At 31.8% G+C, this 13,476-nt stretch carries 10 protein-coding genes, 1 tRNA gene and 1 pseudogene; 9 read left to right on the top strand and 3 right to left on the bottom strand.

The genetic code is table 11. The features are described 5' to 3' along the window. Window positions 1-21: 21 nt before the first annotated feature. The gene (locus AC4FQ5_RS07800) at window positions 22-450 is read left to right on the top strand and encodes a hypothetical protein (RefSeq protein WP_491142177.1); all 429 of its coding nucleotides are present in this window, start codon (window positions 22-24) and stop codon (window positions 448-450) included. Window positions 451-774: 324 nt separating this feature from the next. Continuing rightward, window positions 775-3,126 (top strand): AAA family ATPase, encoded by a 2,352-nt coding sequence (locus AC4FQ5_RS07795; RefSeq protein WP_491142176.1) that lies wholly within the window; start codon window positions 775-777, stop codon window positions 3,124-3,126. A gap of 728 nt (window positions 3,127-3,854) precedes the next feature. On the opposite strand, the gene AC4FQ5_RS07790 is transcribed toward AC4FQ5_RS07795, so the two are convergent. Next, on the bottom strand, window positions 3,855-5,483 hold the full coding sequence (locus tag AC4FQ5_RS07790) for a reverse transcriptase domain-containing protein (protein WP_491142174.1): 1,629 nt from the start codon (window positions 5,481-5,483) through the stop codon (window positions 3,855-3,857). A gap of 405 nt (window positions 5,484-5,888) precedes the next feature. On the opposite strand from AC4FQ5_RS07790, the gene AC4FQ5_RS07785 reads away from it, so the two are divergent. Further along, entirely contained in the window at window positions 5,889-7,088 is a 1,200-nt protein-coding gene (locus AC4FQ5_RS07785; protein ID WP_491142172.1) for a hypothetical protein, read from the top strand. A gap of 97 nt (window positions 7,089-7,185) precedes the next feature. On the opposite strand, the gene AC4FQ5_RS07780 is transcribed toward AC4FQ5_RS07785, so the two are convergent. Next, complete coding sequence (locus AC4FQ5_RS07780) at window positions 7,186-7,590, bottom strand: helix-turn-helix domain-containing protein (protein WP_079464175.1); 405 nt, start codon at window positions 7,588-7,590, stop codon at window positions 7,186-7,188. A 179-nt stretch (window positions 7,591-7,769) separates the two neighbouring features. Here AC4FQ5_RS07780 and AC4FQ5_RS07775 point away from each other — a divergent pair, with 179 nt between their 5' ends. The 6 genes and pseudogenes from AC4FQ5_RS07775 to AC4FQ5_RS07750 form a co-directional block, all read left to right on the top strand. Beyond that, entirely contained in the window at window positions 7,770-8,324 is a 555-nt protein-coding gene (locus AC4FQ5_RS07775) for a hypothetical protein (protein ID WP_491142170.1), read from the top strand. Between the two features lie 67 nt (window positions 8,325-8,391). Then, window positions 8,392-9,030 (top strand): hypothetical protein, encoded by a 639-nt coding sequence (locus tag AC4FQ5_RS07770; protein WP_491142168.1) that lies wholly within the window; start codon window positions 8,392-8,394, stop codon window positions 9,028-9,030. After that, on the top strand, window positions 9,027-10,676 hold the full coding sequence (locus AC4FQ5_RS07765; RefSeq protein ID WP_491142167.1) for a hypothetical protein: 1,650 nt from the start codon (window positions 9,027-9,029) through the stop codon (window positions 10,674-10,676). Before AC4FQ5_RS07770 ends, AC4FQ5_RS07765 begins: the two co-directional genes overlap by 4 nt. Window positions 10,677-10,761: 85 nt before the next feature. Beyond that, a complete protein-coding gene (locus tag AC4FQ5_RS07760) occupies window positions 10,762-11,025 on the top strand; it encodes a helix-turn-helix domain-containing protein (RefSeq protein ID WP_129534934.1) in 264 nt (87 codons plus the stop codon). 521 nt (window positions 11,026-11,546) lie between these two features. After that, window positions 11,547-11,714, top strand: coding sequence for a hypothetical protein (locus tag AC4FQ5_RS07755; RefSeq protein WP_491142164.1), 168 nt, complete (start codon window positions 11,547-11,549; stop codon window positions 11,712-11,714). A 110-nt stretch (window positions 11,715-11,824) separates the two neighbouring features. Next, a pseudogene (locus tag AC4FQ5_RS07750) lies at window positions 11,825-12,772 on the top strand (recombinase family protein); the annotation flags it as partial. A gap of 577 nt (window positions 12,773-13,349) precedes the next feature. On the opposite strand, the gene AC4FQ5_RS07745 reads toward AC4FQ5_RS07750, so the two are convergent. Then, window positions 13,350-13,420: transfer RNA gene (locus AC4FQ5_RS07745), tRNA-Gln, on the bottom strand. Window positions 13,421-13,476 lie beyond the last annotated feature (56 nt).

Here is a 13,476-nt window from a genome sequence, read left to right as displayed (position 1 = left end):
AATAAAAAACCAATAACCATTATGAATTTTCTATTATTTGGAGGTCAGCCTGATTCAGGTAAAACTTCAACAGTTACAAGATTAACAAACTTGTTATTAACTACACCATTTTCATTTACAATTACTGATGGAATATTTCCTCCAGTAGGAGTAATAGATTTTTTAATTCTATTGCATAGAATTGTAAAAGGACATAGCCAGTATGTTACAGTAAGCTCACCAAGTGATGATGCCGCAGCTATAAACAATTTAAGAGATTTTATCATTAAACATAGTAGTGATAAAATAATTGATATTATTGTAAGTAGTGTAAGAGATATTGTTTGGGAAAGAGGTTATTTTTTTAGCACGATAAAAATCAATCCTACAGATGTCAATGTGTTTGAAATTCCGTTGGCGCGAGTTACAAGAAAACATTCTTCAGGTCTTTTTGCTCCATCGATGAATTGATACAAAATACCGTAGATAGGATGGTCGATTTTATAATAACACGTCCTCCTTTTAATCTATAAATCACTGAATGTTTTCAAGGATTTTGTTTCTAGATTTTCTTGGCTTGAAAAGAAAAATATCTCAGTATTTGTAAATATTTCAAACAAACTTTGATTCGCAACATTTTCGACCGACCAGAACAATAAATTTTAAAAAAATATAATACAACTAAAACTACGCAAAATGACCGCGTAGTTCTTTTTTAATTTTGCACCGAACTTTAAATAATATCAATGATTGGCTAAAAATCTAATCCAATCTTACAACAAATTAAATAAAAATATGAAACTAATAGATAATCTCGGACTAAAGAATTTTAGAATCTTTGATGATAACGAAGGATTTTTTGAGGAAATATCTTCCATTAATATTTTGACAGGAGCCAACAACTCCGGAAAGAGTACAATTATCAAATCTCTGCAAATGCTCAAAAATAGTGTCAAAGACGGGCATCCAGTTTTCGATTTGGATTTGACGCAGCAGGAGCATTTGTTGGGAGATTTTGATAATGTTCTTTATAATAAAAATAATAAGACCATCGAAATCTCTTTGCCATTTACATTTTTAGGATTAACAAATCTTTATGCATCACTGTCTTTTGATGCTCAGGATTCGCCAAACAATTATAAAGCAAAACTGAGATGTATTAAAATTCTTGATAATAAAGACCAATCTGTATTATTTTCATTCAAGTATAGAGATGCTTCACAAGAAGAAAAAGACACTTATGATAAAGAATTTCAAAGGAAGAAAAAGGAAGATGAAGAAAAATATAATACTGGGGAACAAGGCTTAGAAAAAGCTTTCTTCGCACAACATAGTTGGTTTGCTTTACCTTATGACCCTTTGGTAGGTTATGTGGAGTGGACGATAAATGCTCCAAAATTGAAAGAGGAGTTAAATATGGTTAAAGGATTCTACAAAATGTATTTAGAAATTAACGATAGAAGCAGCTGGCTTGAAGAAATGGAAGAAACTGCGGAAAAGGAAAATTATCCGTTTGTACCTTCTATACTTATCAATTCATTCAAAAATGATGTAAGCATAGTAGAATGGGATACTTTTCTAGCAAGTCTGCCCTCAGACATATTATCTGAAAAAAAAGAAGTCTGTGAAAGTGATTCTGAAGTTGATGATTTTACACCGACTCCAACGGACGAGGAAATTCTGTATTACAAATCACTGGAGATTTTGCGACAAAAGTTGAATTGGTTGAGTATTGAGAAAGTTGAAAAAAATGGGAGAAATGTCGAAACTTATAATGTAATAGAAAATTGCTTCAAAAGTACTTGGAAAGGATTAATTCAAAGAATATCAACGGTCAATTATTTATCTGCTGTCAAAGAGCAAAATTCAAGAATTTATCTTGCCTCAAACGATTCTCATTTTATCAGTTTGCTGAAGGATTTTAATTATTATAAACTACAGTATTCTCGTTTTCTAAAGGAGTACTTGCAAAAATTTGAAATCGGTCAAATGATTGAAGTTGATTATCAGCCGAAATATCAATTGATTTCTGTTACCATTACAACTTTGGAAGGAGTGAAAAGAGAATTGGTCGATTTCGGTTATGGAATCAAGCAATTGATTTTGATTTTGATTCAAATCCGTGTACTTGCTGCTAAAAGTGAAAGATGGTTTGAAAATTATAATGATCCGGAAGGTCCAACTTCTAAGAGATATTACATCCCAAGTTTATTACTTGTAGAAGAACCTGAAGCGAACTTGCATCCAAAATGGCAATCGCTACTTGCTGAGCTGTTTGTAAGAGCGAATGAAAAATATAATATTCAGTTTGTGATAGAAACACATAGCGAATATATGATTCGAAAATTTCAAAATCTGGTTGCAGGTAAACAGTTTGATGGAAAGAAAATAAAAATATTTTATTTAAGAAATCAACAAAAAAACGGAACTAAAAAGCCAATATCTACCCTGCATATAGAGGAAGATGGAAGCATAGATTATAAACTCTTCGATAGTGGCTTTTTTGACGAAAGTGAAAATCTGGAATTTAGCTTACTCAATATCCAGCGTGATAGCTTCATTACAGATTTTAAAAATCTTAAAAATCAGCAAGAGGAAAGCCAAGCGAAGATAGAGGTCTTGGAGAATAGGATTGATGCGTACGTTAACAAATTGGATATGCGCTTTTATGCGCAGATCATTGTTCAGCAATTCAATACCACCAAACTTTTAGATTTAACAGCAAAATATTTAGCTTCTGGTCAATATTTGCTCAGCAATATTGATGAAGACGATGATTTTTCTCCGGTAATTTTACAGTTTGGGAGAGCTGTAGAAAATGAGTTGAAAGAGTTTTATAAAACTGTTAATCCTACAAGGAAATGGACAGTAGGATTGATGCAAGGCTCATTAGAAAAGTTCAAAACTGGTATTCTAAGTCCGAATGTGAGTTCTTGTAACGATACAGATTTTGCACGATTAGAAATAGAATTACGAAATTATTTTCATCAACCAATAAATCTTAAGATAGAACTATTACAAGATTTAAGAGAAATTAGAAATTCTGTAGCGCACGCTGGAGAATTTAAAACAAAACAGGATGCTGAAAGTTATTTTCAAATTGCGAAAGCATTTCTTGATAGCTGGACAAGCGAAAAGAAACTTTAGTGTTAGTTGTTTAAAATATTCAGAATCAGTACTAGATTCAATTATTTTAAACTAATAATTCAGATATAATAAATTCCCACTTTGATGAACATTTTTTAAAGTGGGAATTTTTATTTTTAAAATTTAAGCCTTATTTCGTTGAATGTTGCTTTAGAAATTTTACTTATATCGGTAATTATGTAACTACATATCTACATAATAATATTATTAAGTGTATCATTTGATAAATACACAAATATTTTTGATAATGAGGTTTTTTTTGTTCATTTTATATAAAATAAACAACAAGCAAAATATTACCTCAAAGGTAATGGCAAGTTGTGTTTTGAGCATCTCGAAACGTTTCGAGATGCTCAAAACAACTTGCTCTTGCAGAGGGCTGAAATTTTCTCCGAAGTCGAAAATTTTGATTGGAAATGTATTTATTACTAGAAAGATTGTGATTGGTAATTAAAAATAATAAAAAGAAAACAAAGGAATAGTTTCAGATTATTAAACACAAGTTCAAGCCTATCGGTATAAAGCAAAATCTCCACCCTTAAGGTAGTATTTTGCTTTATAAACTTGCTTATTAAAATCTTCAACGATGATGAAATGGCTTTCTTTTTTTTCCTTTTTTCTTTTGGATTAATTTGATTATAAGAAGTAATGATCTCTTTCTGTTGAAGAATATCAAATGTTATTACATCTTGCTTTTAGCATAAAAATATCTTTAAATAATCTGCTCTCTAAAAATTTTTATTCAGGTATTTTTTAATGGCGTGGTTTAAAATATTCTGTCTTTTTTTCACTTGATTCAAGAATGAATTATTCTCATCTCTATTAAAAATTCTATCGCATCTTTTCAAATAAGATATATAATTAGATTGTTTTTTCACGGGCATCTTTACTGGTTCCAAATCGTATTCACCTACTACATTCTTTACAAACTTATATCTCATTCGGAATTTTTGTTTTAGCTCTTTCGAATCACTGTCAATATTTTTTAGAGGAGCATTATATAGCTTCTTTATTTGGTGCTTGTAAATCGCCCTTTTGCTTTCTGGTGTTATATTTTGGGAAGCTCTTTTAGCTCTCCTCTTAACGATGTATATAATTCTTCTAAAGTATTTTGATAGGTTTGTAGATTTTATACTTGTACTAAATCCTCTGTATTCAAATCCCAAGTAGATAAGAGGTTTTGCAATTCTTCTTTGATTATTTTCAATCTTAATTGATGTAAGCCTTTTATCAGAATTCTTGTTATAAATTAGATTTTCAAACAAGAATTCTTCAGTTTTGTGAGCACTTATCTTTAAACCGTACTTTAAAATCTCAGTTAATACAAATTGTTTTATATTGTCTACTTCCTCGGAATCACAAATTATTAATAAGTCATCAGAATATCTTCTATAATAGCCACCATATTTCCGAACAACTTCTTTAATAATGTTCCTGTCAAAATCTAGCAAATAAATATTGGCTAACACAGCACTCAATGGAAGACCTTGGGGTATCCCAATTTTAACCACTTTCCCATTATCAAGTTTTTTGCTAAAAGGATTTTTATAAACTTTAAGATGACCATTCTTGATTTCCTCTCTCAATTCATTTATATCTCGAAAAAAGCATTTGTATCCCTTTGATTTTCTTATTAAATGAAGTTTTTTCTCATCAAATCCAGACCTCCTAGATCCAGGATAATATTTCGTTCGAAGGTTATCTCTTAGTATATAGCTGAAATTTGTACACGCTCTAAAAATCTTATAATGGTCTTCAGGAAGATAATTTTCTTTGATTATTTCACACCATTTACCATATAAAATTTTGTGATCTAATCCAGAAAAGAAGTTTTCTATATCAAATGTTAGTGCAGCGACATTTTTGTACTGTGAACGATTTTCAATTTCATCAAATGCTTCCTTCGCAAAATGAATTGTACTTTTACCCTTTTCCTGATTTTCTAAATTAATTTTCCGGTAGGCGATTATACTTTTATCAAGTTCAGTATCTTCTTTTATTATTTCTAAATATTTTGAATTTAAAATAGTTCCATAATAACTGTAAATGAGGGAATCAAAATGGCTTGCATAATGGATGGGTCTTGATTTTATAGTTTGTTTACTTGTTCCTTTTCTTATCTTAAAACAATGTGTACGACCAGAACTATTGGTGTTTATGTGTTTGCTTTCATCATATTTTTTGTATTTTCTTTCACTAATTGAATCGTGCATCAAAGGAAAAAAAGCATATTTTTCAATATACTTTTCATTGGTAATTTTCTGTTCATAGATTTTCCAATCTTTTTCAACGGATAAAGAAGGGGTAATATGGATATATCCTTTACTTTTTAGCCAATCGGGCTTACTTTTGATCATAAAAAAACTTACTTCTGAAATTTACAATAGAGGATATAGCATTTACATACATAATAATCGGATAAGTACCCATTCCTGAGTCATTGTTTATTTTTCCTAAATACTTGTTTAACCTTTATAGCAAAATAACATCTAAATCAATAGATATGACAGAAATTAATCTGAAATCACTACCTTTATGGTTTGAAACAATTCTTCTATCGGCAGAACTTGTAGGCTTGTTGCCTAGCCCCATAAGTGGGTTAATGCTGCTGATTAGTAAATTACAATCCAATACTGTCTTCTTACAGCAAGTAGAACTTTAATTGTAAAATTAAAATTTTTCTATCCTTCCTAGTTGTAAAAATCCTCACTCAGAAGTAAGCATTACAAATATAATTATATATTTGTAATAAAATTAATAACTTGAAAATTAAATCAACAAATACAAATGATCCCTTGTATAAATTAGGGGACTTGGTTACATATTTAACAAATCCATTTCTTGGGTCTATCTCAGAATTGATTGTTAAAGCTAAGTCAGAATATACACCCCCAATCCTTGTCGTTTTCGAAATCAATAATCCTAAAAATTATAATGAGCAAACAGGCAAAAAAGATGTTCAATACAACTGTATTTTTTTTAATACAAAAACTTGTTTATTTGAAAGGAAATGGTTCAAAGAGATTGAGTTAAAACTTATTGCAGAAAATGAAAATAGTATTGATTCTGAACTCGATATTTTAGCTTTAACTGATGCTCAACAGTACATCAACAATAAATATATTTTGAAATCAGTTGATATTGAACTTAAAAAATTAAAATCCAATTACGAAAAAACAGATAATGTTAAAACAAAAATTACTGCAAATTTAGATTTTGTATCTCCTATTTTGACAGTGTTAGAAGTTTTACCAAATGAAAATAAAAAAGTTTTTGACACTGTTAGTGGTACTAAATTACATTCACAATTACTTTTAAAATGTAAATGGTTCAATTCCACAAAGCAGGGATTTTCAGAAGAGATTTTACCATCGAATATCCTAAAAAGTGTTGAAGAATATGATATTTCGAATAGCGAGTTTTCTTTTGATAAAGAAAATTTATATCTGTTTCCAGAAAGTACTGTGAAAGATAAAGTTTATGAAGTACAAGATGTTGTTGAGTTATTAAATATATCTTTTAATACATATTATTACGAGTTTGTGTACAGGAATATTTTCACTCAAAAAATCAACAATTTAATATTAACGACTGATAATATTTCGGCGATAAAAGAAATACAAAAAGAAGATGTTTTTTCAGGTGAACTTATTGGAATAAACCACCAAAGAGTTTTTAAACAGCTGATGCCATCTACATTTAAAAAAGATAATTTTTATAAGATTGTTTATAAAGATAAAATGAACAAAATAAGTGAAAGAATAATTTACGTTATTGATGTCATTGCTTTTAACAAGTCTTTTACAAAAGTAACATTAACTACTGCACAAAAATCTAAATCAGAAACTCTTGGTGATTTACACTGCTATGTAGAAGCTTATTGTCTCTTAAGGAATGGTGAAAGACGTCATTTTGTATTGAATCACGAAAACATTCTTTCTGTGAAAAAGTATCTCTTATAAGTGATTATTGTAACAAACAATGATGAAAAATAAAAAGGCTCAACTTATAGTCGAGCCTTTCCTATGAAAAAGTAATTATCCCGAATTACTTATATTTTTATTTATTAATAAGCTTCTCCAGCCTATCCATCATTTCGTCTTTCTCTTTCAGCATTCTTTCATACAAAGCAATTTTTTCTTCGTGAAGCTGAACTAACTTTTCAATAGGATGAAAAGTTGGATTATGATTGATACCATTCAAAATTGAACCATTGTCAAAAGTATTTGCAATAATATTAACAGCTTGTTCTTCATCGAAATTTTGAAAAGCCTCTACAGGAATTTTAAGAGCTGTAGAAATTGCTTTCAATAGTTCATCTTCGATGATATCTTTCTGCTCCAGCATAGAAATTTTCTTTTGATTCCATTCCTCTCCCAAGTCAAATGCTAAAGCCTCCTGCTTGATGCCAAGCATTTCTCTAAAGCGTTTCACATTTCTTCCTTGATGTATTTTCTGTTCCATAGCGGTTATCAAAATTTTAAAGGCTTAAAGATAAAGCCATTTCTGTTAATTCGTCTGAATTGTAAAGTTAAAAAATTATCCTGTAAAATATCCCTTCCGTCGGATATTTTATTCCTAAAAAGAATAGATTATTCACACTGAAGACCAGAATTTAGTTCTCGATTTTAAATTATAATATTATGAAAAAGATAAAAATATCGATGGAAACTAATTTCTGGGCAACATACGAAATTGAAGATCCTTTTGAGCTAATCAAAGCTTTTTTTAACTACTGTACTGTAGACAGTTATAAAAATACTCTAAACGAGGTTATGCTGTATGTCTACAGAGCTGAGGTCTGTAACAAAGAACGTCCAGGAGACGTTTTCGATTTTAATACTGCTGTCAGATCATTTATAAGGGGAGCTTATTTGCTAACATTCAAATCTAAAAGATGGAAGGTAAAAGAAGTTCCCGAAGAATGGCAGATCATAAGCCAGGCATCTTTAAACAAAGAAGAATATCAGGATCCATTTCTTGTGTTCGAGAAAGCATTCAAATGCAAAACGTTGGACGAATATGAGTTTTTCTTGAATGAAATCGTTCACGTCTCGCTTTCACCTTACAGGGAAGAATTTGATTATGACCTTATCACTCCCCACATTTACCTTGTTAAAATGCTGGATGCAGCGCAGGTTATGAGTGAAAGGGGTGTCTCAAAGATCAAAGATATAGTGAAGAATAATTCTGAATAATATATCCCTTTCCGGAATAGAATATCCCTCAGTCCTTCGTCAACTTTACTAAAGCAAAATTATAGAAATGAAAAAGAACACACCCTTTAGTAAAGAGAGACAGCTTGTACAAACAAGAGAGCAAGCTGAGATCGCATTAAGTATTTTGGTTCAGAATTCTCAAGGAGAAGATCTTGAATTAGGTATATTCTACCTGCGTGACCAACTGAATAATCCCAGGCTTACAGAACTGCTCGATAGCTATCCTGATTTGATTCAAGAATACGAATTGGAGAAATTGTTATCAGGAAAAATTGAGATCAAAGATGCAAGCAGGCGGGATGTCAAGACGGCAGGACTGCTGTCCTGCCTATTATTACTCATTCACTTTTACTTTGACAAGGATAATTTGAGTAAATGCAAGGTCGATGATGTGACTCAATTTGATAGCATAAATTATATAATGAATGCAATCACTTCGGAGGAATGTATTAATGAGCTATTCCTACTAATATTTTCAATAGTAGGAATTGATTACTTTAAGAAATATCAAGAAAATATGAAAGATCCTGATTTTGTTTTGAAACAGACTTTGGGATTTGACAGCGATCCCGAAATGGGTGTACATATCGATATGATGGTATGGTTTGCCTTGGTTCGCTTATTTATTGAGGCTATCTTTATATACTACGATAGTGATTATGAAACTAAAAACGATCAGCTATGAAAGCGCCAAATAAATCTCCGTTTTCAGTTCTCGCCAACGAGTTCTTGGAAAGTACATTGAATCAGCTTGTACACGACTATTCAATTGTTCAGATATTCTACAAGCAGGAAAAGAACTCAACGAAATCACACCTACTGATCTCCGTTTCTAAAAATGCAGATGCTATAAAATTACAGTCAAAAAAGTGGGTTGCCGAAGTCAGAGAACAATATCAGGTCTATATTTACTTCATTGATTATTCAAGAGTGGAGTACCAATTTTCTAAAGGTCACCCGTTCATAGAATACCATTGTCATCAGTCATCAATGATCTATCAGAATGAAGACTCACGTTCTTCACTTTTGATCAATAGAAACTGGAAAAAATATCACAAAAAGTTCAATCGGTACGAAGATACTTTCCACCACGACCACGAGATCCATCAGTTGCAGGTGGAAAGACTGATCGCTGAGAATTCCTACAATAGTGTCTTTACTTCTTATGAAAAACTGATCGAATATGATCTTGAATATCTGGAAGAATTATTTACTGGAAACAGAACATTCGACATTGATCTGAACAAAAGGATAAATAAACTGCTGATCTACATTCCGGAACTCAAACAATATTTTGTCAAAAAGAACCAACACGAATATTTTATCACTGAAATTTTTGACGAAACAAAGAAATCAATTGAAAAGGATGATTTATTCTACAATTCAGAAATGTTTGATTCATTGCGCATTATTTCAGATTCGTTATATACATTTATCTCAGTTCGATTGTACAATTTGAAGCATCTTATTAAAAAGCAATACGAGAAGATATGTAATGCTGGTGAAGGTCTATTTCCAATCGAGGAATCTAAAAAAGATGAAATTCTCGAGAAGGCTATTGACAGAATATTGACCTTCGCAGAATTGGAACAGATCTATTTTTTTCATCAAACAACCTATGGAGATGTGAAAACTTACTATTTCCTGGTAATAGGTCTGAATGTAAACAATGAAAAAATCAAAGCCATCACACATTCTTTGATGAGCCTTTTTGGAACTCAATACAGGTTTTTATTGGTGGGTCACGATCGTTACTGGATTCAAAAGAATCTCCGTGAGTTCCAGAGTTTCTTTGTTTTCATTATGCAAGGTAAAAATCTCGTCTATTCCTCAGATCAGTATCATCCGGAACCACATTGGGAAACGCCCCATCATCCACAGCACAATGACCTGCATTTTTATTACAAAAGCACATTGGGAAGTTCATTGCAGTTTTATAAACTGATTGATGGAGAAAAAGAAAATTATCAAGGGGTAGATAATATCTTTGCTTTATTTCTCTTGTCCTTTTGTAGAACATACATCTATGCAAAAACCTACTATCTGCCAAATTATATGACCACTGAAGCACTTTGGCAACTATGTATCTACGCAGATATGGACATACATAAATACCACTATCTATTTGATCAATTCTCTAATAACATATTTTCTTTTACTGATTATAATATGAGCGTACATCACAGTATAGCAAAAGTTAACACTGAGAAAGCAGATCAGATGAAAATGATTGTAGACAAGTTGATGGATGAGCTCAAGGAAACTGTGCTCGGCGGTAAATTAATACTGAGTTTTGAGATAGACTCTTTATATGAAAAAACTATTAATTGAAATGCACGTTCTTTATAATTCAGGACTCTATTCCTCACTTTTCCTCAGTTTCAGATGATTGATGAATAAAATCAAATTTACACTTATGAAAATAGATATCATTACAAAAGAAGATTTACAAATATTCAAGACAGAATTACTGGAAGAAATTAAGAACCTGCTTCAAGTAAAAAATTCAGAAAAGAAATTGTGGCTAAGATCAACGGAGGTCAAAGAACTTCTAAAAATTTCCACTGGAACATTACAGAACCTTCGTGTTAATGGAACTTTGTCTTACACCCGCATTGGAGGAACTTTATATTACAATTACAAAGATATCGAGCAGTTATTAAATAATAAACCTTCATAATTATTTCATCTTTCTCAAGCTTTTCACTGCGAGATATTTCAATTGGATATCAGCAAATTACTATCAAGCAAATGAATTACATCAAACATTTAACAGTCTTCTTTGGGAAAGTAACACAAGAAAGCTCATTAAATCCCACGCATATCAGCCTGTATATGGCTTTATTTCAATTCTGGAACTTCAATCGCTTTAAGAATCCGATCCATATCTCTCGGGATGAGGTTATGCGAATTAGTAAAATACACTCAAGAGCTACTTATCATAAATGTATAAAGGAACTACATTCTTTAGGTTATTTCGACTACCAGCCTTCTTACAATCCATTCGAAGGAAGTCAAGTTAATATGTTTGATTTTTCAGGTGAATTGAAGCCTATTCCGAAGAGAAAAAGGAAATAAAATAAGATTATATTATTGAGATAACAATGAGTAGGCAGACTAATAAAGACTATTGATGCCAATACATATCAAAGATTTAATGTTGGAATTTCTCTAAATTATATTTAGGGAAATTCTGTATTTATGTCTCAGCCAAAAGAAATCAAGAAAATCCCGATAGAGGAAGTAATGGAATACTTCAAAAGCGAAGGTATGGAAGTAACACAAGAGGAAGCCGAAAAGATAATGGAATTTCTCTACAGCCTTACAGTGATCGTTATCAAAAAGTATTTTGACAACGATGAAGAGTGACATACTTCCTGGAATAGTATCACTTATAAAATTGGAATACAGATAATTCTAACTCTTATTTGTTCGTCCAGACAGTCAACATCATATCACAAATTTAAATCTTTATCATTATGAAAATAGCAGATCTATATATACGAGTCTCCACAGATGAACAAGCAGACAAAGGCTATTCCCAAAGAGATCAGGAAGAGCGGCTACGTCGTTTTTGCTCGCAAAATAATATTACCGTTGGAAGAATTATCTATGAAGACCATTCTGCAAAATCCTTCAACCGTCCCGAATGGACAAAATTGTTGGTTGAGCTAAAGAAGAAAGGCTGTAAAACCAATTTGATCTTATTTACCAAATGGGACAGGTTCAGCAGAAACGCAGGCGATGCATATCAGATGATAAGCATCCTTACCAAATTGGGAATAGATCCGCAAGCGGTTGAACAACCCCTTGATCTTTCTATTCCGGAAAATAAAATGATGCTGGCAATCTATCTTGCTGCTCCCGAAGTTGAGAACGACAGAAGAGCATTGAATGTATTCTACGGAATGAGAAGAGCAGTAAAGGAAGGTCGTGTTATGGGAAAAGCACCTTTTGGATATGCAAATAAAACGACAGAAAACGGCAAGAAATACATTGCACTCAGCGAACCAGAGGCATCTAAAATGAAATGGGCATTTGAAGAAATATCGAAAGGAATTTATGCTTCTAATCAGATTAGATTAAAAATGAACGAATCACTTCGGAAGAAAATTAGCAGAACGTCATTTCATATCGCTATCAGAAATCCAGTCTATTGCGGAAAGGTTTTTATCCCAAAATTTAAAGATGAAGAAGCTTATTTTATTATTGGTCAGCATCAGCCATTGATCACCGAATCTTTATTTTACAGGGTACAGGAAATTTTAGATGGCAAAAAGAGAATACACAGACCTAACACCAAGATATTATCAGATGAATATTTTCCATTAAGAGGCTTTTTGATTTGTCCTAATTGTGGAAAGAATATTACTGCAAGTGCATCGAAAGGCAGAAATAACAGATACTATTATTATCATTGCAACGCTACCTGCGGTTTTCGCCACAGAGCTGAGATTGTCAATTCTGTTTTTGAGGATGGATTGAAGGCGTTGCAAATGACAGAAACTGTAAAGAAATTGGTCAGAAAGATATTCTTAAATTCTTATGAGAGATTCATTAAAACACCGAGACTCGAAAAGAAAACACTTTCCGATGAAATAGATAAATTAAATTCCAGATTATCTATCGCAAGAAATAAATTGCTTGCAGAAACGATCGATGATTATGAATATATTGAGATAAAAAAGGACTGTAAAGAGCAAATTGAAAGGCTGGAAATTCAGTTGAATATTCTACCCGAGCAATCGAAAGTTGACATTCCAAAACTCATTGATCACGCTATTGAAAGTCTTACAAATCTCTGGAAAACGTACTCGGAAGGGGGAATTGCGGTCAAACGGCAAATTATCGGTTCGATATTCCCCGAAAAATTGGAATTTGACGGAAATCATTATCGAACCACCCGAATTAACACCATCGTAAATCTTATTTTTCAGATTAACAATGAGTTGCCAAAAAAAGAAAACAGGAGAAATGATAATAATAATCATTTCTCCTGCTATGTAGACCCACAGGGATTCGAACCCCGGATAACGGTACCAAAAACCGGTGTGTTACCACTACACTATAGGTCTGTTTTATTTGGTGATGCAAATCTACAGTTTTTTTGTTTACGTGCAAATCGTTTTTT

It is taken from the genome of Chryseobacterium sp. DT-167 (assembly GCF_058310155.1).
Note: the sequence above shows the minus strand (reverse complement) of the source record. Positions and strands in the feature narration are given on the sequence as shown.

Coding starts and splice junctions, on each gene's coding strand:
- AC4FQ5_RS07760 (WP_129534934.1), top strand. CDS start 10,762: ATGAAAATAGATATCATTACAAAAGAAGATTTACAAATATTCAAGACA.
- AC4FQ5_RS07795 (WP_491142176.1), top strand. CDS start 775: ATGAAACTAATAGATAATCTCGGACTAAAGAATTTTAGAATCTTTGAT.
- AC4FQ5_RS07775 (WP_491142170.1), top strand. CDS start 7,770: ATGAAAAAGATAAAAATATCGATGGAAACTAATTTCTGGGCAACATAC.
- AC4FQ5_RS07770 (WP_491142168.1), top strand. CDS start 8,392: ATGAAAAAGAACACACCCTTTAGTAAAGAGAGACAGCTTGTACAAACA.
- AC4FQ5_RS07800 (WP_491142177.1), top strand. CDS start 22: ATGAATTTTCTATTATTTGGAGGTCAGCCTGATTCAGGTAAAACTTCA.
- AC4FQ5_RS07780 (WP_079464175.1), bottom strand. CDS start 7,590: ATGGAACAGAAAATACATCAAGGAAGAAATGTGAAACGCTTTAGAGAA.
- AC4FQ5_RS07765 (WP_491142167.1), top strand. CDS start 9,027: ATGAAAGCGCCAAATAAATCTCCGTTTTCAGTTCTCGCCAACGAGTTC.
- AC4FQ5_RS07790 (WP_491142174.1), bottom strand. CDS start 5,483: ATGATCAAAAGTAAGCCCGATTGGCTAAAAAGTAAAGGATATATCCAT.
- AC4FQ5_RS07755 (WP_491142164.1), top strand. CDS start 11,547: ATGTCTCAGCCAAAAGAAATCAAGAAAATCCCGATAGAGGAAGTAATG.